Source organism: Cellvibrio sp. ARAG 10.3 (assembly GCF_051846955.1).
Taxonomy (GTDB): domain Bacteria; phylum Pseudomonadota; class Gammaproteobacteria; order Pseudomonadales; family Cellvibrionaceae; genus Cellvibrio.
In genome coordinates this window covers 15,706-36,048 of sequence record NZ_JBPYCU010000011.1, presented here as the reverse complement: position 1 = coordinate 36,048, position 20,343 = coordinate 15,706, and the positions used below count along the sequence as shown (strand labels likewise).

Here is a 20,343-nt window from a genome sequence, read left to right as displayed (position 1 = left end):
TTCGCCATGACATTATCGATGGCGCTGGCCTGTGCGTTTTTATTGTTGTCGACGGTCGCAATGGCTGGCCCCGCGGACGACGCATTAATGCGCGCTATTCACGCGGGTGATGCCGTAAAAGCGCAACAGGCATTGCGCGAAGGCGCCAGGGTGAATCAGCCATTGCCCGATGGTTCCTTGCCCTTGGCCTGGGCGGCGGATGCACAAAACCCTGAACTGGTTCAGTTGTTGTTGGCGCAGGGTGCAAAGCCGGATGTGGATACCATCGCCGCACAAAATTTCAGCCCGTTAATTGCCGCCTGTCAACGCGGTGACCCGGCCATTGTTACCGCATTGCTTGATGCGGGGGCTGACGTAAATCGTACCGCGCCTTCCGGTATTTCACCCTTGGCATTGTGTGCGGGAAATTCCAGCGCGTCGGTGGTGCAACGTTTATTGGAGATGGGCGCAGCCGTGGACGCTGCGGATGAAAACGGGCAGACGCCGTTGATGTGGGCTGCCGCTAAAGGCCAGGTTGAGGTTATGCCGGTATTACTCAACGCCGGTGCCGATATCAACCGAAAAACCGAGCAAGGTTTTACGCCGTTATTTTTTGCGATAAAAAGCGGCGACCCACGCGCACCGGTGGCGATGATGGAGGCGGGTGGTGATATCCATTACCGCACACCGGACGGTACCTCGGCGGTGCAATTGGCTATGTATCAGAAACAATTTGCCTTTGCGGAATTATTGATTAAACGCGGTGTGGACCTGACCGCGTATGATCGCAACGGCCATCAGTTATTGCATGCGGCAGTGCTTAATCAACAACCGGCGCTGGTGGCGTTGTTGTTGGAAAAAGGCGCTGACCCTAATGCGCTGACCGGTACTTCCCAGGTGGTATGGCGGTACGAAGTCAACTTCACCAGCCGGCCTTACGTGACGCACGCAAAGCCGCCGTTGTTGCTGGCGACCGAGCTGGGTTCTACCGAGATGATGAACGCCCTGATTGCAGCGGGTGCCGACAAAACATATCGGTTGGAAGATGACGCTCACTGAGGTCTTTCGTTTACATAAAGGTGTAACACTATGATGGTTAACAATCGTGAAAGCTGTTCTTTTTCAAAGGCCGCACTGCTTTGTGCTGGCTTGTTAATGCAAGTGATATTCGTAGGGCCGGTTGCTGCGCAGCAAGCCATCATCGACGAGCGGCAGGCCGGTTTTGAAGACATGGGCGCCGCCATGAAAACCCTGCGTGATGAATTAAAAAGCGATGAACCCAATACCGCTGCGATGACTGCCGCCGCAGAACAAATGGCCGCGCTCGCTGCAAAAATTCCCGCGTGGTTTCCCGCTGGTAGTGGCCCGGAATCCGGGTTGGATACCGACGCCCGCGATTACATCTGGACCAACAAGGAAAAGTTTGATCGGATCACCGATGAACTTATCAGTGCAACCAAAGCCATGGTGCCGCTTACAACCAGTGGGGATTTATCGGCGCTAAAAAAACAACTCCTGGTGGTTCGCGACAGTTGCTCGTCGTGCCATGATAGTTATCGCGTGGATTGATTGCGATGACGACGGACGTCTCTGCTACAACGACATCGCCAGTAAAACAACCCCTGTGGGATTGGCAAGTGCGCGCGTGCCACTGGTTGATGGTGGTGTTAATAGCCGCCTGTTGGTGGACAGCAGAAAATCATGAAATTGTGTATCACAGTTATTGCGCGTATGGATTACTGGGCGTTGTGTTGTTCCGCATTTACTGGGGATTTTTTGGCAGCAACACTGCACGGTTTTCCCAGTTTGTAAAAAAGCCTTCTGCCGTCGCGCAGTATGTAAAAACCCTGCCGCAGCGCCAAGCGGGTGCATCAGCCGGGCACAACGCCTTGGGTGGTTACAGTGTGCTGGTGCTTCTCGCTCTGATGTTGCTGCAAATTGGTTTGGGATTATTTTCTATCGACGTCGATGGTTTCGACGGCGGGCCTTTTGCGGATTATCTGCGTTTTAAAACCAGTCGTGAAATTGCCGAGTGGCATGAAGTGACCTTTAATGTGCTGCTGGGTTTTATTGCGCTGCATATTGTGGCGGTGGTTTATTACCTTATCTGGCGTCGCCAGAATTTAACCGCCGCAATGATCCACGGAAAAACCACAACGCCGGTTCACGGGCAACTGATGAAGCCGGCCAGTTATACACGATTTACAGTGGGCGTGTTGATTGCAGGCGTTATTGTTTGGTTGATCGCTTAGCGCTATCTCACCCGCGTCAGGCTTTGCACGCTCAGGTCCAATGCCTTGCGCATATCCAGCCGCGCCGAGCGACCAACATCCGGATGATGTAATTGGTTGTTGCGTTCCGACGGCAAGATCGGTGAGGTCAGGTCGTCGGCGTCCGCCGGTTCAAAGTCCGGGTCCTGGCCGATGGTCATGGCGCTGCGGCGCAGTAACATGCGTAGTTGTTCCGGTGTTAACGCCGGGTTGATGGAGAGCATGACGGCAAGCGTGCCAGCCACCAGCGGCGTTGCGTAAGAGGTTCCGCAATGAATCTCGCCAGGTTTATCTGCCTTCAGGGTTGAGCTGTGAACACAGGCAGCGGCGGTAATGTCCACACGCATGTCGATGTTGGATGCGTCGCGTTTGATAACAAAATCCGGATCATCAACCTGCGCGTTTTTGTTGTTGCTGCGTTCGTGCCCACCGACGACAATCAATTGTTCAGTAATAAACGACGAGGGCAGTCGATATTCGTCACGCCCGGAAAAAGACGCACCATTGCCCGCGGAATTAACAACCACAACCTCGGGGTGTTTCATCCGCAGCCACAAAAAAAATTCCTCCAGCAATTCTTCGTAACCGCTCATGGCCAGCCCGGAGCGGACTAGCGAATCAATAGCGTCGCCATCAATATTTTTGGTGCCCACCCGGTGAATGCCCCAACTCCAGTTCAACACGCGCACGCCGTCTTCCACCAGGTTTACCGAGGCGGCGATATTGGCGGTAATACCCGCGTCAGAATTGCGTTCGACAATAACATCAAATGCTGGCCCCATATTATCAAAGCCGCGTAGAAATCCGCTGTTACCGCCGTTGTCCCAGGTAGCGGCAAGAATACCGGCCACGGTTGAACCGTGGGAGTCCGGCGTATCGGCGTCGCGCCCATATAAGCAGGTGCGCTTTTTGGAGTGGCGGCAATCGCCGAGGTATTCCGAAAAATCCGGTGAATCAAAGTCGACATTTCTTTCTATGATACCGATGCGTATCGGGTGTGTTTTATTGGGCTTTTCTGCGCTATTCAAGTGCCGCTTATAAAAATCCACGGCGTCAAAAAAACGGTTGGCGATGAGTTCCGTTTCGTCAGGTTTGTCGGTCGTTAATTCTGTTTCGCCCTCCGCAGGAAAATGTTGTTCTGCGTGTTTTTCCGGATCGGTTTCCTCAATGACAACCGCATCGACGCTTACCTCGCTGCCCAGGCGCAGCACGAGCGCATCGCGTTCGATCAGGTTGTTGGCGGGCAAGCGCAATTGATAGGTATTGAGCGGCGGAATCATCCCGACAATGCTGGCGTTATATTTTTTTGCAAGCCGGCGGGCTTCCGTTAAACCATCGTAGCGTTCTTCAATGATCACACTGACAAGGTTGACGTAAGTTGTTAATCCATCCATATTTTTTGCTACATCCGCCTCGGTAGCGGCCACCACGTTGCTGCCACCCATACTCAGCCAGACGGCGTTGCTGGCGTGCCTGGCGTGTTCAATCCACACGGGTCCACTGCTAACCCGGCCGGACAGGGTGATGCGCAATTGATTGTCTGCACGCTGGACCTGTGCAGCGGGCAAGGATTTTCCGTTGAGTTTTACTTTGAGCTTACCGGCGGGTGCACCTTCGGCAAGGGTCAGGCAAAAGGTGTGTGTTTGCTCGTTGAAGATATCACCACAGCGTTCCAGGTGCTGGATACGCAAAGCATCCGCGTAGCTGTGGTGGATGATAAACAACAGCATCAGGCAGGCAGACCAGCGGCGGTAGAGGGTTTTCCGCACAGGCTTTTCTCCGTAGTGTTTAACTAGGATTATTGAAGCACGTCCGCCTGATCTTGTTTGTGGGTTAGTGCACTGTGGGCGCAGGCGTCCTGCAACTGCGGGTATAACCGAAACACGCCTTCAATCGGCTCAATATGGGCTTTGGCCAGGGCTTTGAGCGGTTGAAATTGAACGTCTGTCAGGATGAGTTGCGCCTGTTCTTTACGGCAGTGATTGATCAATTTTGTCAGCGCAGCCACGCCGCCGGCATCCAGCAGGTTGACGTTGTCCAAGTACACAATCACGCCTTTGCCCGCTTCACAATAGCGGGTGAGTTCGCCAAAGATTTTATCGGCAGCGGCAAAAAATAAGGGGCCGGTAATTTTAAACACCCGCCAGTTGGCCGGTAGTGTATCGGGCACATATTGTCTGTTGCCGGTGATCTCCACCACGCGTGTTAACGCCGCGATATCTTTCATAAATAACACCGCCGCCAACAGAATGCCGGCGGTGATGGCAATCACCATGTCGAACAGGATGGTGAGTAAAAAGCAGGTAAAAAATATCCAGCGGTCACTGGTTTGTGCGCTGCGAATCATGTGAACACTTTTAGGTGCTTCGCTCATGTTCCAGGCGACTACCATCAACAAAGCGGCCATGCCGGACATGGGTAAATGACCCAACAGCGGCGCTAACATCACCAGGCCGAGCAGCACAACAAGCGCGTGAATCATGGCCGCTACCGGCGATTGCGCGCCGGCTTTTACATTCGCGGCGGAACGCGCGATGGCGGCGGTTGCGGTAATGCCACCAAAAAAAGGGGTGACAATGTTGCCGACACCCTGGCCGAGTAGTTCGCTGTTGGCGCTGTGGCGCTTACCGGACATGCCATCGAGCACGACGGCGCACAACAGGGATTCAATGGCACCGAGCATGGCGATGGCAAACGCCGCCGGCAAAAGATCGCCCAGCATCTGCCAGGTAATACCCAAGGGTTGGCCGTTTGCATCGGGTTGCGCCCAGGGCAAGGTCAGTTGCGGCAGGATGGCGGGGATGCCTTGCATCACTGTGCCGTCGGCTGCGGTGTAGGAAAAGCGTGAGTCAATGGTGTCTACCGGCATTCCCAAATAACTGAGCAACCACGCGAATAAACCGGCGAAAAAAACGGCGGGCAGGTGCGCAGGGATAGCCAGTTTCAACAAAGGCCATACCAGCATAATACCCAGGGTTGCACTCGCCACCCACACGCTGGGCCAGTGAATATGGTGCAGGTTTGCGGCTAACAGGCTGAGCTTGGCCGTAAAGTGTTCCGGCATGGTGGCGATGGCCAGCCCCAAAAAATCATTGATTTGCAGCACGGCAATAACCACCGCAATACCGCCGGTAAAACCCAGGGTGACGGGCTCGGGAATATACTCAATCAAACGCCCCAGGCGCAGCAGCGCCATGGCGATCAATATCATCCCGGCCATCACACTCGCCACCAGCAAACCACCCAAACCGTATTGTTGGGTGATGGGATAAAGAATCACCACGAACGCAGCGGTCGGGCCGGAAATGCTGAAACGTGAACCGCCGGTGAGCGCAATCACAAAGCCGGCGATGGCTGCGGTGTATAACCCATACTGCGGCGCAACACCGCTGGCAATCGCCAATGCCATGGCCAGGGGAATGGCAATGATGCCGACGGTCAGCCCGGCGAAGACATCCTTACGAAAATGAACCCGTGTGTAAGCATCCTGCAAGCAAGCTTCGCGGAAGGCATGGGCAATACGTAACGAAAATAAGTGAGCCCGGTGTGGCATGGCGATGCCCTGCTGCAATGACGGAAGGAGTTTTTATTATAGCCAGCAATCGCTATTCGGGGTTACCAAACCGCCCGAAGGGAGAGGCACCAAAACAAAGCAGGTAACTATTCAGCCCTGGTCAGTCTCCTGGCCATCCGTCCGGTTTATCTGGAAATAAATTATTGGAGGATTACCATAAACAGGAAGGAGAGGTGCGTTGTCCTCCGGGTAACACTTGTCGGATCAAATAAGGAGTGTATGTATGAATAAGCCAGTTATCGATAAAGATAAGGAAGGCCCTTCCCTGGATGATGTGATCGGCGCGATGGAGCGACTGATGCGATTGTTTCAGATGGAGCGAATCCTGTATCTGATCTTCGGTATTGCATCGCTGGTGCTGTTTGTCTTTGCGGCCTACCGTGTTTTTTCTTCGGGCACTATCAGTTCAACCGATATGAATATCGTCCTGGGCGCGACCGGTATCTCGGCGGCCTGTTCCAGTCGTGTGGTGTATTTCCTGAATAAAGCCTTCGGTATTGTTGAATCCATTGTCATGCAAAAAGTATCGCAAGGAGATGACGATGGAAAACAATAATGAACTCTTGCAACGCATCCATAAGCTGGAGCGTTCATCGCGCATGGCAATTCCTTTTGGCATTATCGGCGTGCTCGGTATTCTGGCCGCGTTGTATTTTTCGGCGCGCGCGTTACAGGATGCTCGCGCCGAACTGGCCGTGGCGGAGCAAACCCTGGCGCAAATCCAGGGCGACATTGATCTTGCCCAGTCGAAGCTGGATGCGTTGAATAAAACCCTGGCGGACCTATCCGAAAGAGGTTCACCCTTGGGCAATGCAGACATCGGAACGGCATTAAGCCAATTGGCCACCATTGATTCTTCCCTGGCCGTTGCAACGGCCAAGGTGTCGCAATCTACTTATCGCGCTACCGGTAGCCGCTACGGTGCGATGAGTGTTGATATTTTTTATTGTGCGGACGCCGGTCCCAAAAACAGGGCACTGGCGCAAGACATTATGGCACTGAATGAGGGCAAAGTTGCCGGGCGGTGGCGCGTGCGGGAATTGTCGGCGGCAACCAATGCCACTCAAGGTTATCGGCTTACGGTTGATACGGTCCGGTTTAATGCAGATGAGCGCGAAGTTGCACAGGCCTTGCAGGAGGATGCGCAAAAAATCACAGGCAGTGAAATCAGATTGCAACAAATCAAATATCCCACGCCAGGCTACATCAGCTTATTTCTGTGCGGTCAAAAATAGTGCTTTAGGCGAAGTGGTAAATAAGTGCGCCACTTCCAGGTGGGCACCTGCTTCTTATATTTCACAAAAAAGTCAGGCTCTGTTAGGCAACTAACAGAGCTGTTATCACTTTAAGATTACCGTCATATTCAGGCATCACTCTATAGGAGTGGCAACTACATGGTTGGCGTAAATGCCAGAGAATACGTGGAGCGCCGAATTCATCGGAGCTCCTTTTTGAAAATTTTACACACGACTATTGACTGCAGGAGTCCGCGATGACAACAGATCAAATTAATGAAGTATTGGATTGGTTGCGCGATGCATTTGCGATGGAATTGCAATCGGGCCGGGTATTCACCAATCTTGTTAATCGAATGGAAGAATACCCGCGCTTGAAAAACAAATTTAAAGAGCACCTGGAGCAAACCTACCGACAGCAAGAGTTGCTCAAAGGATGTATCGAACGCCTGGGCAGCAGTCCGTCGATTATGAAAGATCTGGCGGGCAAGGTCATTGCGTTTGGTCAATCGGTGGCTGGGATGAGCGTCAGCGATGAGGTGGTGAAAGCCACCATGAGCAGCTATGTATTCAAGCAGATGGAAATCTCTTCTTACACGATCCTGATCGCCGCTTCGGAAGCGCGCGGTGATCACGAAACCAAGGCCGTGTGCGAAACCATCCTCGCCCAGGAAGTCGCTATGGCGAATTGGCTGCGTGAGAATTTGCCATTGATTACGCGGGAGTTTTTGAATCGGTCAGAGCAGCTGGAACTTGCTGCCGAAGCATAACGCCATAACGCCGTTAATAAATGGCGCAGTAAAAAGGGCGATAAGATCATGTCTTATCACCCTTTTTTATATTACGGGATTAATGACGTTTGCCGAGCATTTTTTCCCGTGATTGTTGCGCGCGCGCCGCACCGATCGCGGTTTCCACATCTTTCACTTCTTCCGGTGGTGGCAATACCGCAGGGAAGCCAAGGCTTTCGATCCATAGTTCTCTCGCCCAACCCTTGGTGTGATACAGGTGGTGCTCTTCATCCTCATTAACTGCTTCGTATGCCTGGTTCAAGATCTTGGCTTCTTTTGCGGGTAATTTATCCGCGAGTAAACCGATCAGTTCCCAATTGGAATGGTCTTTGGTCTCGGCCAGTACCACACATTCGGCGGCTACCAGTTGCGCGGCCTGGGCATCCCCAGAAGCTTTGGCTAACTTGATTGCAGCGAGCAGGGACTCGCCGAGATGGGCAACTACTTCCCGCCCCGGTGTTTGCGCTTCCGGGTCCAGCTCCAGCTCTTTAAACACATTCAATAGTACCTCGTGATGGGTCTGGGTTTCTTCCAGATAACTCTCCCACTCTTTGCGTAAATCTTTGTTGGTCGCGCAGGAAATGGCAGCTTGGTAAATCAATATTCCGCCCTTTTCAGTCTCCAATGCTTGATACAACAATTCATGCACTTGCGATTTATTACCTGATTTGCTGGCCATGGTCATCTCCATTAACGGTTGGTGAAATTATAGGTCTAACTGAAAACATCAGTTATCTGATGTGACATTGGCTTCGATAACAAATTCTGACCAGGCAGATAAAAATAACAAAAGTTGCAGCAATTAAAAGGTGCAATGTCGTGCAAATATCGACTAAAGTAATGGCTGGATTAAAACGATTTGGAGGAACAACCTATGCCCGTCTGGCTTCCTTTGCTCAAGGCTTCATTGCCTTACGTCACACAGATTGTTGCAACGGCTATACCGGCGTTTACTGCCAAGCCGGCAGAAGAAAAAACCGATGATATTACAACGCAGCAAATTGCGGAGCTGCAATCTGCTGCGACGCAAAACGCTGAGTCAATTCATGTGTTGGCAGAAAAACTCCAGCAGACAATTGAGGGTATTGAGGCTGCCGGAATCGACTTGCAGAAAAAGATAATATTCTTCAAGCGCCTGGCTTATGGCGCTATTGCCGTAGCGGTGATTGCCTTGGTTATCGCAACCGCTTCGCTCCTGTCTTGAGTTCTGCAAGTTTTACCAGGTCTTCGGGTGAAAAACCTAAACCGTCGGGGGATTTGCGCGAGGCTGCCGGTTGCTTTTCCCCGGGGATATCGGTTTTACGTTTGTTGCGTAACTGGTTGTCCAGTGACTGCCGGTAGTTGACGCAGCCGCGAATAAAATCAGGCCAGTCGGGCAGGGGCGGTAAAGGATCTGATTTTTCCGGCAAGGCCTCCCATAGCGATGGATGATGCCAGCATAAATCCTGCCCGCCGTGGTCGCGATGTTCACGAATAACGCTGCGTAATTTTTTCACCTCGTTAATAAGTTCGTCATGGGACATGGTTTCCAGATCATCATCCATAGCAGGCTCCGTTTGTTCGTTGTTATTTAACCGCCGGTGATTTGTACGCTAGCGGTGAAATTGAATATTAATTCAAAACCGACTTGTAAGCTTTACACAGCCGTAGCGACTTTGGCCATCCGGCTATCGTCGAATCCAACCTTTCTGACACCTCCTCTAACCACTATGTTTCGCTTGATTGCGTTTTTGGCGCACGATTTTTGTTTTAAGAATCGGCATGGTTTTAGCTTAACCTTATAACCCATTGTTTTGGTTTTTTTGTTAGCTGTCCAGGCTGTTTATAAATTCAGCGACAAAAAATTGAAACCCAAATGCATCGCACTTTTAAGAGGAAAACATTATGAGCTCGTTGAAAATGATCTGGGGCGGCTTGGCCGTTCTGTTATTAGCAATATTGAGTTTTACCGCTAATGCTGATGTAGATGCTGAAGATTTTGTTGAGGAAGCGTCAGCAAAAGGCCTGGCGGAAATTGAAACAGCCCGAATGGCGCTACGTAAAGGCACCTCGCCCCAGGTGAAGGAATTTGCGCAGAAGATGATTGATGATCACACGGCGGCTAATCAGGAGTTATCCGGCATCGCTCGTGCAAAAGAAGATTGGGAGATTGCAGACGACGCGGAGTTAATGAATAAAGCCAAGGCATTTATTCTGAGACAACGCGATGGTGAATCCTTCGATCAGGCTTACGCCAACAATCAGGTCGTTGCCCATGAACAAACCATCGAGTTGTTTAGGGAAGCCAGGGAACTGCGCGATCCGGAACTGCGCGCTTTTGTAAATAAAACATTACCCAAGTTGGAAACCCATCTGCGCATGGCGAAGGATTTGGCGGCGGCGACCGGTGCATCCGAAGCGGACCGTATGAATCGTGAAGGCGTGGATTACAACCGCGGCGTAGACGAAAACCGTAACATGAATAACGACCGGGGATTCAACAACGAACGTGGTATTAACAATGACAATAATGTTAATACTCGCCCGAGACCCGGTACCACTACCAGCCCGCAATAAATAACCTACCTTATCTATTCGCAATAAAGGAGTCTGCGATGACAACGGCACATGTAGGTCACCTTCTGGACTGGCTGCGCGACGCCTATGCAATGGAGCAACAAGCAGAGGTGATGCTAAAGGATCTGGTGGAGCGACTGGAGCACTATCCGCAGTTGCGTGCGCATATGGAAGATCACCTGGAAGATACGCGCAAACAGCAAGTGTTATTAAAAGGATGTATCGAGCGTCTGGGTAGCAGCCCTTCTATGCTCAAGGATTTGATGGGCAGGGTTATGGCCTTTGGTCAATCCGTATCGGGTATGGCGGTGAGTGATGAAGTGGTAAAAGGCGCAATGAGTACTTATGTGTTTACGCACATGGAAATTGCGTCTTACACCATCCTCATTGCCGCCGCCCGGGCCATTGGCGACAACGAAACCCAGCGCGTTTGCGAATCAATTTTGCAACAGGAAATAGCCATGGCGGAATGGCTGCGTGGTCACTTGCCAGAGGTTACCCAAGCGTTTTTAGCGCGTTCGGCTACGCCAGGCATGAACGCCAAACGCTAGTTAATCTTAAAAATCGGGAGAATAACGCATGAGTTTTCAAAAGTATTCCACCTGTATTGATGCATGTTTCGACTGTGCGGTGGCTTGTGATCACTGTTCTACTGCCTGCTTGTCAGAACCGGATGTGGCACGAATGGCAGAATGTATACGCACGGATATGGACTGTGCAGCCATCTGTCGGCTGGCCGCCGCAGCCATGGCGCGCGACAGCGATTCTGCAAAGGATATCTGTCGCCTGTGCGCTGATATTTGCCAGAAGTGCGGTGATATTTGTAAGCAGCACGAACACAAACATTGCCAGGATTGCGCTAAAGCCTGTCACAAATGCGCCACTGAATGTCGCAAGATGGCCGCGTAAAAATTTAACCTTTAACAGGATGTGATATGTCTGCGATTCCACGCGAAAAAGCCATGGACGGTGCTCTGGGCTTATTGCGCGATGGCAACCTTTATATCACTCGTCGCTGCGAGCGTTACCAAACCGATATCTTTTCCACTCGGCTCTTGTTCAAAAAAACGTTTTGCATTGTGGGTGAGGAAGCCGCCTGGGTTTTTTATTGTAAAGGGCGGCTAACCCGCCGGGGTGCAATACCGCCCACGGTATTGCACTTGTTGCAGGATAAGGGCAGCGTTGCCACCCTGGACGATAAAGCACACCATTGGCGCAAACGGATGATGATGTCATTGATGACGCCGGATAATATCCAGCGTCTGGTTGACCTTGTCGATGAGCGCTGGCGGCGTAGCGTGTATGTCTGGCAGGCAAGGGATGAAGTGGACCTGTTTGACGAGATCGAGCGCATCCTCTGTTGGGCGGTATGTGAATGGTGTGGTGTCGGTGTGGCGGATGGTGAGCTAAGCGAGCGCACTCGTGAAATCTCAGCGATGATTGATGGCGCGGGCTCAATAGGTCCACGGCAGTGGCGCGGCGCTTTGTTGCGGCGACGCAGTGAGAAGTGGATTGCAAAAAAAATTCAGGAGGAACGCGCGAAAAAGGCACCGGCGAATAGCGCTGATCCGCTTCATGTCATTGCGACCCATCGCGATGCCAACGGCACGCTGTTAACGCCCGAAGTTGCCGCCGTTGAAGTCCTTAATATGCTGCGCCCTACCGTCGCTGTCGGGCGCTTTATTTTATTTGCTGCGATTGCTCTGCATCAGTATCCGGAATGCCGTCCGAAACTGGCGCGTGGTGGAGAGGAATACCTTGAAAACTTTGTGCAGGAAGTGCGTCGTTTCTATCCGTTCTTTCCGTTTATTGGTGGTGTGGTGCGTGAGGCTTTTCATTGGCGTGACTGCCGCTTCCCAGTGGGCACTCGTATCATGCTCGATGTCTACGGCACCAATCATGATGCGCGCATTTGGCAAGCGCCTTATCAATTCCAGCCGGAGCGTTTTCGCGATTGGCAAGACAATGCTTTTTCATTTATCGCCCAAGGCGGCGGTGGTTATTATGTAAATCATCGTTGTGCCGGCGAACAGCTCACCATTGCCTTGATGAAGCGTTGTGTGCAGCTGCTGATTAACACAATGGATTATGACGTGATCGCGCAAGACACCGACATTGATATGCGCCGTATGCCCGCCTTGCCTAAAAAGCCCTTCCTGCTACGCAATGTTCGGTTGCCATTGCCGTTACCTGCAACGTAAAGATGCCCTATTACACACCGAAGGGAAATGTACTCTGCTCGCCCGCGAGCCATTCGGATGTGGGGTCCAGAGGTTCAATAGCATTGGTCGTATCCAGGTGCAATACTGCATCAAATTGATCACTGAGATGGCAGTGAAAGTAGTGGCTGGCGCGCTCCGTTTCCGGCAGGTAGAGCACACCAATGGCCCTTTGCAGTTTTCGCGCTTGTAAGGCTTGCGCAACCTCGCCGTGCAAAGGCAATAAAAAATTTGGAATTTCCAGGGAATGGAACAGGTATTCGACACTGTCGGGCAAACTCGGCCTGACTTTTTTCCGCTCGGCAGGGCCGTCCCAGGTGGATGCCGCCGTCACCGTGCCTTTATGGGTTGTGAAGCCTATCAATGCGCACTGCGCCCCATGACGTTCACGCACCAGTTGTCCCAGATTGTGCTGATTGCGCGGGCCCATATAAGTGGCACGGGCGTCGCCGACGTGTGAGTTATGTTCCCATACGGCGATTCTGGCAGGCTGTTGTAAACGTTGCGTGAGGTGTTGGTGGAGGTTGTCCAGCGTCTCCATCATGTGGCTGTCGCGCAGGTTCCAGGTGTTCACGCGGCTATCAAACATCTGGCGATAGTAATTTTCGGCGCTGTGAATCAGCCGCGCATTTTGTTCAGCCTGAAATTGATCATCTTCAGATGCGTCGTCACCGGGTTTGGTGTAGCGCAGGGCATTCTCACGCAACAGCAGCAACTGCTGTATGACGTCCGCCTCACAGGAACGGCGTTTGCCGGATTGAATGTGGTAACCGTAATATCCCTCATAACCGGCTTGACCGAGGCAGGCGTAATGCTTGCGCGCGGCAAGCGCCGCTTCCGGGTCAACGTTATCCAGATATTCCAGCACGGCGGCGATGGATTCGTACAGGCTGTACATATCTAACCCATAGAAACCTACCTGCCGGGTGGATGGCAATCCCTCGTTGTGCTGGCGCAACCATAAAACAAAATCGAGCATGGGCGTGTTGCGCCACATCCACAAAGGGAAACGTTTGAAGTCACTCAATGCGTCGTTGGGATTTTTATCGTCGCCTTGCCAGCGCACATACCGGTTGACGCGGTAGGCTGAAGGCCAGTCACCTTCGATAGCAATGGCGTTGAGGCCATGATGAAGAATCAATTGCTTGGTGATAGCGATGCGCGTCTGGTAAAACTCGTAGGTACCGTGGGTTGCTTCCCCAAGTAGCACAAAACGTTTTTGTGCGAGTTGCCGTAGTAGCGGCGTAAAGTCCTGTGGTACCGGCGGTAGTGGATAAGCTGCCTTATGAATAAGGTCAGTGATTTGAGCGTACTGTGTCATTATCGGCGTGCTCCACCATCACGAAGTCATTTGCGGTGGATATTGAATAGTTTGCTTGATGCCCGCTTTATTGCCTTGATCCTGGGCGCGTTCAGAGCGCGCCTGGGCGAGCAAACGGACCACTTCTTCGTCGGTGGTCTGATCGAAATTTTCATACCATTGCCCGACAAAATAAAAAGGATCGGGTGTTAACAGGCATACGGTTTCATCTGTCCATTTCGCTAACTCATTCAGGGTACGAGTGGCGGCAACCGGAACCGCCATGATGACCTCTTCTGCCTTTTCTATGTGGACCGCCTCAATTGCCGCGCGCATGGTCGCGCCGGTTGCCAATCCGTCATCTACCAGGATGACACACTGGTTGCGCAACGAGGGCCAAGGGCGATTTTCACGGTAGATCTGTTCACGGCGCTGCAATTCTTTTGTTTCAGTTTCCGCGACATGTTCGATGACGTCGTCGGTAATGCGGTAGGAACGAATAATGTTTTCGTTCAGGATGCGCACGCCGCCGTGCGCGATAGCGCCCATAGCAAATTCCTTGTGGCGCGGCAGCCCGAGTTTGCGCACCACCAGTACGTCCAGCGGTGCATGTAACGCGGTGGCAATTTCATAGGCCACAGGTACCCCACCACGCGGTAAGGCTAAAACAATCACATTCTCTCTATCGCGATATCCGGTCAGGCGTGCTGCAAGCGCCTTACCTGCGGCGCTTCGGTTTACAAGGCTTTTCATGGCGCATCCTCCGCATAGAGCTAGATGTTTTAGAGTGGGCAGGAGGTAAGGAATTCCGGTAACGGAAATAGACTTTTTATGCACTAACGAAAATTTTTATAGCGCAGGGGTGAATAAAGATATGCATGCCAAGCAGTGAGGGGCAATAAAAAAACGCAGATGATTTTCACCATCTGCGTTTTTGTTTAACGCGTAATTAACAGGATGTTAATTAGAAGCGGAAGCTGGCGCCTACGGTGATAACATCTGCAGCATCAAACTTGGTGTAGGCTAACTCAGCGCTGATTTCCGGTGTAAAGAATTTACGGGTACGCAGAAGGAAAGCATCGTCGTAATCGTAATCTATATAACCAGCACCTACGCTGAAGGTTCTGTCAAAGTAAAAGTCAGCCGCTATATCAAACACATCATTTTCGTCGTAGTCAGCATAACCACCTTCTACGTTGACAAAGTTGCCGCCACCCAGAGGCACAACATATTTTGCATGAATGTTGGCATCATAGCCTGGTTCGTCATAATACTCAGTCCACACCAATAAACCGGTGATTGGCGTCAAACCTAACCGAACGCCCCAGTCATTGTTGGTCGGGCCATTGTCTGGATCATCGCGAACAATTTCTGCGGCACCGTAGAAGATGGTGTCCGGGATGTAGAACTCAACACCCGCAGTAACTAAATCCAGATCGTTGTCACCAGTGACATAGATGTTGCTTGATCTGTTAATAAAAGCAGCTTCAGCTAACGGGTTGTTGCCTGGGCGGACTTCCTGGAAGTGGTACTCTCCGTAGACACCAAAAAAGTCCTCGCTGCCGCCAGCATCATAGTCGATGTCGGTGTAGTTCACACCCACTTCAAAGTTATAGTTCTGGGCCAGTGCAACACCGGATGCACAGGTCAGCGCCATGGTTGCTACTAAAGTTTTGAGTTTCATGAAGTTCTCCATTGTGTAATCACATCAACCTGCACCTTGTTCTGCAGGTGCGTCATTTTAGTCCGTAAATTGTTAAAGTGTCATCCGATAATACGCAAAATGAGAGGCATATCGCGCAGACGGGGGGACTTTACAAAAAGTTAGCGAAAGAATCGGTGGGTTAACACACAGAGCTTGATGGCAATCTGAATGGAAGCTGAATACGCATGTTAATTTTATTCAGCTTCTGTTCAGTTTGGTAAAAAATTCCTGAAAATTATTAGCATTCACAACTAAATATTTTTTCATCCTCAAGGCGCATGGCGGTTAATGAGCCACCCCATACGCAAGCGGTGTCCAGTGCATAGACATTAGCTGCTTTTGCCTCACCACCCAGTGCAGCCCAGTGGCCAAAAATAATTTTATTGTCTTTGGTTTTTCGATTGCTATGGGCAAACCAGGGCAAAAACCCTGGCGGTGCTTCTGCAGCTTCGGTTTTGGTTTCCAGTTCCAATTCGCCTTCGGCAGTACAAAAACGCATGCGCGTAAAATAATTGGTGATCACTCGCCAGCGCGCTTCCCCGCGTAACTCTTCTTGCCAGATGTTGGGAATATTGCCGTACATGTTGGCCAGGTACTCTTCAAGGTGCTCGCTTTGCAATACCTGCTCCACTTCCTGTGCGAGGGCAATGGCTTGAGCTAAATCCCATTGCGGAGGAATGCCTGCATGAACCATGGTAAATCTTTTTTGTGGGTCGTGGTGCAGCAGTTTTCCGGTGCGCAGCCAGGCAATAAAATCATCACACTCTTCAGCGTCGAGTAACGCTGTCAAGGTATCGGATTTTCCGGCCTTGCGAAGTCCAAATGCAACTGCCAGAAAATGCAGATCATGGTTGCCCAGTACCAGAGTAATCCTGTCACGCAGTTTGTATAAATAACGCATCACGGCGAGAGAATCCGGGCCACGATTGATTAAATCGCCAGCGATCCACAAGTGATCTTTCTGCGGATCGAACTGGATTTTTTCCAGCAAGCATTGCAGGGGTTTCATACAACCTTGTATATCGCCGATGGCATAAGTGCTCATAGGAAAACGCCTGAAAAAGTGTGAAGAGATTAATGCATCGCGTGGGGTGGTACCAACGCGAAGAGTGGAATCGGCGTATCGAAGGTACTTCCATCATCCCGTCGCATCTGGTAGCTACCTTCCATCATCCCGGTTTCGGTTTCCAGGATTGCGCCGCTGGTGTAGGTGTAACTGGCTCCCGGCGCGAGCCGGGGTTGTTCGCCGACCACACCCAATCCTTTGACTTCCTGGAGATTGTCGTTGGCGTCTTTGATTCGCCAATGGCGACTGATCAGTTGCACGTTTGTGTCACTGTGGTTGGTGATGGTAATCGTATAGGAATACACAAAGCGCTGGATATCCGGCCGGGATTGCGCAGCGATATAACTGGTTTGTACGGTGATATGAATCGGTGTGTTCATGAGTTGGTCACCGGTTTATCCGCGTCGGACAAGCCGCGCGCGTCCAAGGTATTGCTTAACGCAACAAAGGTCGCCAGCGACAGGTTTTCTGCCCGCGCGTTCGCGTCAATCGCCAGCTCATCGAGAATATCTGCCGGCACCCATTGCTTGAGTGCATTGCGCAGGGTTTTACGGCGTTGTTGAAACGCGGTGTTAACCAAGCGCTCCAGGGTTTTAATATTGTGCGCAACATGGGGTAATACCCGATGCGGCACCAGACGCACAATCGCTGAATCGACTTTGGGGGCCGGATCAAAAGCCGTAGGGGGCACTTCAAATAAATCTTCCACCGCGCAATAGTATTGCACCATGATACCCAGACGCCCATAGGCACTGTCACCCGGTTGCGCAGCCATGCGCTTTACGACTTCTTTTTGCAACATAAAATGCATATCTGCCACTTGGGTGCTGTAGCTCAGCAAATGAAAAATCAACGGTGTGGAGATGTTGTAGGGCAGGTTGCCGACGATGCGCAAGGGCTGGTTATTTTGTACCAGTTGCGCAAAATCAAATTGCAGGGCATCGGTTTGAAATAATTGAAAGTCGGGATGCTTTTCAAATTTAACCTTGAGCCAGGGCACCAGGTCGCGATCCAGTTCAATCACGCGCAGGTGATGACAGGCATCGGCTAATAATGCCGTGATGGCCCCTTTACCGGGTCCGATCTCGACAATGCAATCGTCCGGGCGCGGATGAATAGCGCGGACAATTTCACGGATCACACCGTGGTCAATCAAAAAGTTTTGTCCGAATCTTTTGCGTGCGCGGTGGGGCGCTTCGTTGTTGTGAAACTTTGCCATAAGGTGTGTCAACTCGTTGGCTGTGTTGTGGCCGCTGCGGGGTGAATTACCGCGCGGTGCGCGCCTGAACCATATCGATCGCGTAGGCGAGTGCCGTGTGCAAACTGCCCGGATCAGCCTTACCGGTGGCTGCGAGGTCCAGTGCCGTGCCGTGATCGACAGAGGTGCGAATGATCGGCAGCCCCAGCGTGATATTTACCGCTTGGCCAAAGCCTTTGTATTTTAAGACCGGCAAGCCCTGATCATGGTACATCGCTAACACCGCGTCAGCGTTGTCCAGATATTTCGGTGTAAATAACGTATCGGCGGGCAGGGGGCCGATCAGGTGAATACCTTCATCACGCAGTTTGTTGAGTGTGGGTTCGATCACCTCAATTTCTTCGCGGCCCAGATGACCGCCTTCGCCGGCGTGTGGATTCAGCCCGCACACATAAATGCGGGGTTGCAGGATACCAAACTGTTGTTGCAGGTCGCGGTGCAGAATTCTAATCACCTGGGTGAGCTCATCGGCGGTAATGGCTGCCGCCACGTCTTTCAGCGGCAGGTGAGTGGTTGCCAGAGCCACACGTAAACCTTGTGTGGCCAGCATCATCACCACCTTGGGGGTATGGGTTTTTTCGGCAAGGTATTCAGTGTGGCCGCTGAACGGAATGCCCGCGTCATTGATCACACTTTTATGCACCGGGCCGGTTACCAGCGCGGCAAAAGTGCCCTTGACACAACCGGCAATGGCCACATCCAGGGTATTGAGAATGTAGTTGGCGTTGCGGCTATTGAGTGTGCCGGGAATAACATCTTCAGCGAGTGCCACAGGGAAAACAGCCAGCTCACCCGCGCGCGAGGCGACGGGTTTTTCCGCCGGATTGATCTCGCGCAATCGCACCGGTAAGCCCATCGCCTGCGCCCGTTGTTGCAACAGCTGCGGATCTGCAATGGCGACGATCTCGTGCGCCTGTGCGTGTTGCGCCAGCATAATAGCCAGGTCCGGCCCGATACCGGCGGGTTCGCCCGGGGTGAGTGCTATACGTAGACAGGGAGCGTTCATAAGGTCAACCGGAAGGAAAAGCACTGCGCAGCCAGGCCGCACAGTGCGAGGATATTAAATCTTGATTTCGACGTAAGCCTCTTCGCGAATCTGGGTCAGCCAGGATTGGAACTCTTCGTCAAAGCGGCGCGAACGAATCAGATTGGAAGCCTGGTTCCGTTTCATTTGTTCGCTCATGTCTTCTTTGCGACGCTCCTGCACTTGCAGGATATGCCAACCGTATTGGCTCTTGAAGGGTTCACTGATTTCGCCGACGGCGGTATTTTTCATGGTGTCTTCAAATGCGGGCACAAACATGCCGGGCATGGACCAGCCCAGGTCGCCGCCACTCAGCATCGAACCGGTATCTTCAGAATTTTCGCGCGCTAACTTGGCAAAATCTTCACCGCTTTCGATGCGTTTTTTCAGCGCCGCCAATTTTGCGCGGGCTTGGCCGTCATCCATAATTTCAGAGGTTTTTACCAGGATATGACGCGCCTTGGTCTGCTCAACCAACTGCGCACCGCCACCGCGTTGTTCGATATTTTTCAGGATGTGGAAACCCGCTCCGCTGCGGAAGGGTTCGGTCACCTGGCCGGTACCCAGGGTTTCCAATTTTTTTGCGAATAACTCGGGCAGTTGCGCCAGTTTACGCCAGCCGATGTCGCCACCTTGCAATGCACTCTGATCATTGGAGTGGCTGATGGCGAGCTGCTCAAAGTCACCGCCTTTTTGCAATTTTTCGTAAATTTCCTGCGCTTCTTTTTCCGCCGCGCTGACCATCGCCGGGTCGGCCGAACCGGACACCGCAATCAGAATATGGCCAAGATGAAAGTCCGGCGAGGTGGCAAATTTGCCATCAGTGGATTGCAGGAAGTTATTAATTTCCTGTTCAGTCACGCGGATACGGCTATTAACCACGCCTTGCTGCAGTTGGTTGATGACCAGTTCCGTTTTGATTTGCTGGCGCAGTTCATTGAGGGATAAGTTTTGCCGTTGCAAATCTGCTGCGAGCTGCTCCATGGTCATTTGATTGCGTTGGGCAATACGCCCGATCGCCTGGTCAACTTCTTCAGCGCTGGGGTCAATATCGTAGCGCTTGGCCAGTTGCAACTGGATGCGTTCAAGGATTAATTGCTCCAGAATTTGCTTTTGCAAAACTTCTTTCGGCGGTAATTGACTGTACTGTGCCTGCAGGCGTTCCAGTACGGAGTCGGTACGGCTATTAAGTTCACTTTCCAGTACCAAGTCCTCATCCACAATTGCCACAACGCGATCGAGCATAACGGTTTGTGCGGCACTGAGACCGGCGTTGAGTAACAGCAGGGTGCTGATAAAGCCGGTGGTAATAAAACGTTTAAACACATTCTTCTTCATAAAATAATCACTGTCTTAACGATGAATA

General features: G+C 51.8%; 23 protein-coding genes. 11 read left to right on the top strand and 12 right to left on the bottom strand.

Annotated features, from left to right (window positions below; all coding sequences use genetic code 11):
* Nucleotides 1-6: 6 nt before the first annotated feature.
* From ACSV5M_RS14270 to ACSV5M_RS14260, 3 genes are read left to right on the top strand one after another with little or no spacing between them, the layout of a single operon-like run.
* On the top strand, nt 7-1,038 hold the full coding sequence (locus ACSV5M_RS14270; RefSeq protein ID WP_439176912.1) for an ankyrin repeat domain-containing protein: 1,032 nt from the start codon (nt 7-9) through the stop codon (nt 1,036-1,038).
* A gap of 30 nt (nt 1,039-1,068) precedes the next feature.
* Nucleotides 1,069-1,548, top strand: coding sequence for a c-type cytochrome (locus ACSV5M_RS14265; RefSeq protein ID WP_439176911.1), 480 nt, complete (start codon nt 1,069-1,071; stop codon nt 1,546-1,548).
* A 5-nt stretch (nt 1,549-1,553) separates the two neighbouring features.
* Nucleotides 1,554-2,231 carry a cytochrome b/b6 domain-containing protein gene (locus ACSV5M_RS14260; protein ID WP_439176910.1) on the top strand — a complete coding sequence of 226 codons (678 nt, stop codon included), beginning with the start codon at nt 1,554-1,556 and terminating at the stop codon, nt 2,229-2,231.
* A gap of 2 nt (nt 2,232-2,233) precedes the next feature.
* Here the strand turns inward: ACSV5M_RS14260 and ACSV5M_RS14255 are convergent, their stop codons facing one another.
* Both ACSV5M_RS14255 and dauA read right to left on the bottom strand, forming a co-directional pair.
* Nucleotides 2,234-4,018: a S8/S53 family peptidase gene (locus ACSV5M_RS14255; protein WP_439176909.1), complete on the bottom strand. Its 1,785-nt coding sequence runs from the start codon at nt 4,016-4,018 to the stop codon at nt 2,234-2,236.
* Nucleotides 4,019-4,047: 29 nt separating this feature from the next.
* Nucleotides 4,048-5,802 (bottom strand): C4-dicarboxylic acid transporter DauA, encoded by a 1,755-nt coding sequence (dauA, locus tag ACSV5M_RS14250; RefSeq protein ID WP_439176908.1) that lies wholly within the window; start codon nt 5,800-5,802, stop codon nt 4,048-4,050.
* A gap of 244 nt (nt 5,803-6,046) precedes the next feature.
* Between dauA and ACSV5M_RS14245 the strand changes: the two genes are divergently transcribed.
* From ACSV5M_RS14245 to ACSV5M_RS14235, 3 genes are all read left to right on the top strand, one after another.
* Nucleotides 6,047-6,379 (top strand): hypothetical protein, encoded by a 333-nt coding sequence (locus ACSV5M_RS14245; RefSeq protein WP_439176907.1) that lies wholly within the window; start codon nt 6,047-6,049, stop codon nt 6,377-6,379.
* Nucleotides 6,366-7,058 (top strand): hypothetical protein, encoded by a 693-nt coding sequence (locus ACSV5M_RS14240; RefSeq protein ID WP_439176906.1) that lies wholly within the window; start codon nt 6,366-6,368, stop codon nt 7,056-7,058. The genes ACSV5M_RS14245 and ACSV5M_RS14240 overlap by 14 nt, the downstream gene beginning before the upstream one ends.
* A 257-nt stretch (nt 7,059-7,315) precedes the next feature.
* On the top strand, nt 7,316-7,828 hold the full coding sequence (locus tag ACSV5M_RS14235) for a ferritin-like domain-containing protein (RefSeq protein ID WP_439176905.1): 513 nt from the start codon (nt 7,316-7,318) through the stop codon (nt 7,826-7,828).
* 79 nt (nt 7,829-7,907) lie between these two features.
* On the opposite strand, the gene ACSV5M_RS14230 is transcribed toward ACSV5M_RS14235, so the two are convergent.
* Nucleotides 7,908-8,528 (bottom strand): hypothetical protein, encoded by a 621-nt coding sequence (locus ACSV5M_RS14230; protein WP_439176904.1) that lies wholly within the window; start codon nt 8,526-8,528, stop codon nt 7,908-7,910.
* 195 nt (nt 8,529-8,723) lie between these two features.
* Between ACSV5M_RS14230 and ACSV5M_RS14225 the strand changes: the two genes are divergently transcribed.
* Nucleotides 8,724-9,053, top strand: coding sequence for a hypothetical protein (locus ACSV5M_RS14225; RefSeq protein WP_439176903.1), 330 nt, complete (start codon nt 8,724-8,726; stop codon nt 9,051-9,053).
* Here the strand turns inward: ACSV5M_RS14225 and ACSV5M_RS14220 are convergent.
* Nucleotides 9,025-9,393, bottom strand: coding sequence for a hypothetical protein (locus tag ACSV5M_RS14220; RefSeq protein WP_439176902.1), 369 nt, complete (start codon nt 9,391-9,393; stop codon nt 9,025-9,027). The genes ACSV5M_RS14225 and ACSV5M_RS14220 overlap by 29 nt on opposite strands.
* A 340-nt stretch (nt 9,394-9,733) precedes the next feature.
* Between ACSV5M_RS14220 and ACSV5M_RS14215 the strand changes: the two genes are divergently transcribed.
* From ACSV5M_RS14215 to ACSV5M_RS14200, 4 genes are read left to right on the top strand one after another with little or no spacing between them, the layout of a single operon-like run.
* Entirely contained in the window at nt 9,734-10,405 is a 672-nt protein-coding gene (locus ACSV5M_RS14215) for a DUF4142 domain-containing protein (RefSeq protein WP_439176901.1), read from the top strand.
* A 38-nt stretch (nt 10,406-10,443) separates the two neighbouring features.
* On the top strand, nt 10,444-10,956 hold the full coding sequence (locus tag ACSV5M_RS14210) for a ferritin-like domain-containing protein (RefSeq protein ID WP_439176900.1): 513 nt from the start codon (nt 10,444-10,446) through the stop codon (nt 10,954-10,956).
* 28 nt (nt 10,957-10,984) lie between these two features.
* Entirely contained in the window at nt 10,985-11,314 is a 330-nt protein-coding gene (locus tag ACSV5M_RS14205; protein WP_439176899.1) for a four-helix bundle copper-binding protein, read from the top strand.
* A gap of 26 nt (nt 11,315-11,340) precedes the next feature.
* Entirely contained in the window at nt 11,341-12,606 is a 1,266-nt protein-coding gene (locus tag ACSV5M_RS14200) for a cytochrome P450 (RefSeq protein WP_439176898.1), read from the top strand.
* Between the two features lie 10 nt (nt 12,607-12,616).
* On the opposite strand, the gene ACSV5M_RS14195 is transcribed toward ACSV5M_RS14200, so the two are convergent.
* The 8 genes from ACSV5M_RS14195 to ACSV5M_RS14160 form a co-directional block, all read right to left on the bottom strand.
* Nucleotides 12,617-13,945 carry an erythromycin esterase family protein gene (locus ACSV5M_RS14195; RefSeq protein ID WP_439176897.1) on the bottom strand — a complete coding sequence of 443 codons (1,329 nt, stop codon included), beginning with the start codon at nt 13,943-13,945 and terminating at the stop codon, nt 12,617-12,619.
* 18 nt (nt 13,946-13,963) lie between these two features.
* The gene (locus ACSV5M_RS14190; protein ID WP_439176896.1) at nt 13,964-14,677 is read right to left on the bottom strand and encodes a phosphoribosyltransferase; all 714 of its coding nucleotides are present in this window, start codon (nt 14,675-14,677) and stop codon (nt 13,964-13,966) included.
* Between the two features lie 211 nt (nt 14,678-14,888).
* On the bottom strand, nt 14,889-15,608 hold the full coding sequence (locus ACSV5M_RS14185; RefSeq protein WP_439176895.1) for a putative porin: 720 nt from the start codon (nt 15,606-15,608) through the stop codon (nt 14,889-14,891).
* Nucleotides 15,609-15,867: 259 nt separating this feature from the next.
* Nucleotides 15,868-16,674, bottom strand: coding sequence for a symmetrical bis(5'-nucleosyl)-tetraphosphatase (locus ACSV5M_RS14180; protein WP_439176894.1), 807 nt, complete (start codon nt 16,672-16,674; stop codon nt 15,868-15,870).
* A gap of 29 nt (nt 16,675-16,703) precedes the next feature.
* A complete protein-coding gene (gene apaG / locus ACSV5M_RS14175; RefSeq protein WP_439176893.1) occupies nt 16,704-17,075 on the bottom strand; it encodes a Co2+/Mg2+ efflux protein ApaG in 372 nt (123 codons plus the stop codon).
* A complete protein-coding gene (rsmA, locus tag ACSV5M_RS14170) occupies nt 17,072-17,914 on the bottom strand; it encodes a 16S rRNA (adenine(1518)-N(6)/adenine(1519)-N(6))-dimethyltransferase RsmA (RefSeq protein WP_439176892.1) in 843 nt (280 codons plus the stop codon). The genes apaG and rsmA overlap by 4 nt, the downstream gene beginning before the upstream one ends.
* Nucleotides 17,915-17,960: 46 nt before the next feature.
* A complete protein-coding gene (gene pdxA, locus ACSV5M_RS14165) occupies nt 17,961-18,959 on the bottom strand; it encodes a 4-hydroxythreonine-4-phosphate dehydrogenase PdxA (RefSeq protein WP_439176891.1) in 999 nt (332 codons plus the stop codon).
* A gap of 54 nt (nt 18,960-19,013) precedes the next feature.
* Nucleotides 19,014-20,315: a peptidylprolyl isomerase gene (locus ACSV5M_RS14160; protein WP_439176890.1), complete on the bottom strand. Its 1,302-nt coding sequence runs from the start codon at nt 20,313-20,315 to the stop codon at nt 19,014-19,016.
* Between the last annotated feature and the right edge of the window lie 28 nt (nt 20,316-20,343).